2 protein-coding genes are annotated in these 1,459 nt (G+C 64.8%); both read right to left on the bottom strand.

Translation table 11 applies throughout. The features are described 5' to 3' along the window. On the bottom strand, positions 1 to 656 hold a 656-nt coding region (locus AC1D00_RS40840), incomplete at its 3' end, for an aminotransferase class III-fold pyridoxal phosphate-dependent enzyme (RefSeq protein ID WP_477014609.1). A gap of 290 nt (positions 657 to 946) precedes the next feature. Continuing rightward, a partial coding sequence (locus tag AC1D00_RS40835; RefSeq protein ID WP_477014608.1) for a tetratricopeptide repeat protein occupies positions 947 to 1,459 on the bottom strand: 513 nt, incomplete at its 5' end.

The raw sequence follows: 1,459 nt of genomic DNA, 5'->3' as shown, positions 1-1,459 counted from the left end.
TCGAAAATGAGCAGCAGACCGTGCGCCTCGGTGAGTGAGCGCAGCTCCTGCAGGAAGCGATCGGTCGGGGGCCACACGCCTGATTCACCCTGGATCGGCTCCAGCATGATTGCGACGGTGTTGTCGTTGATCAGCTTTTCGACCGAGGCGTTGGCGGTGAGCGTCGCGTTCTTGAAGCCGGCGACCTTCGGCTCGAACAGGGGCTCGAACGCCTTCTTGCCCGAGGCCGACATCGTCGCCAGCGTCCGGCCGTGGAAGCCGCCTTCGAAGCTGATGATCTCGAACGCGCCGCCCTTGTGCAGGCTACCGTATTTGCGCGCGAGCTTGATCGCGCCCTCATTGGCTTCCGCGCCGGAGTTGGCGAAGAACACCTGATCGAAGGCACTGTTTGCGACCAGCGCCTGCGCGAGCTTGAGGCTGGTCTCGTTGTAGAAGGCCGGGCTTGGCGTCAGCAGCCGCTTGGCCTGCGTGGCCAGCGCATCGGCGATCGCGGGCGGGGAGTGGCCGAGGCAGTTGACGGCCCAGCCCTGCACGAAATCGAGATAGCGCTTGCGGCTGTCGTCCCAGAGGTAGGAGCCGGCGCCGCGGACGAACACGGCCTTCGGCCGTGCGGTGATGTCCATCAGCGCGTCATACGGATGGGTGGCGGTGGTCATGTCGAACTCCTCTGGAGGCGGGTGGAAAATGGACGCAAAAAGCAAGAAGGCCGCACTTTGCGGGTGCGGCCTTCTCGAAAACTGGCTGAATTCAGTGCTTCAGCGGCGTCGGACATGGCGCAACCCATCATCGTCGCGGGTGCGACGACGGAAAGCTGCGCGGCGGTTGGTCCGAGAGTTGATCATGGGGCGCGTCCCTACAGCCGAAGGGCAGGGCTTGTCAAGCCGGTGTTTTGCGAGACACACCCCTGGCGAGCATCGGTCAAGCGCGGATGCGCGGCTTTCCCGGCCTACTCCACGCCGTAACGGGCGAACACATCGGCGATGCCGGCATTGAGTGCTTTGGCCGCCGCGATGTCGCGCTCGGCGCCGTCGGCATCACCCTTTTTCCGTTTCGCAAGGCCGCGGCCGTAGAGCGCGCTGTCGAGCTCCGGCTTTGCGCTCAGCGCTGCGTCGTAATCGGCAATCGCCGCGTCGAGATTGCCGAGCTTGAGGTGGGCGAGGGCGCGGCTGTCCAGCGTGTTGGGATCGTTCGGGCGCATCCGCAGCGACTGCTCGCAATCGGCCAGCGCCTCCTGCAGGCGGCCGACGATCGCGCGCGTCATGCAGCGGGCGTTGAACACGGCGGAATAACTCGCATTGGCCTTGATGGCGCGGTCGTAATCCTCCAGCGCCCGCGCGTAATCGTGGTCGTCGAAATACATGTTGGCGCGCGCATAGGCGTCGCGGTCGTTGTTCGGCGTGAGCTGAAGCGACTTGCCTAAATCGGCAAACGCCCGCGTCCGATCACCCTTGTCGCGGAA

It is taken from the genome of Bradyrhizobium sp. P2_E8, assembly GCF_056403875.1.
This window is presented reverse-complemented; position numbering and strand designations above follow the sequence as displayed.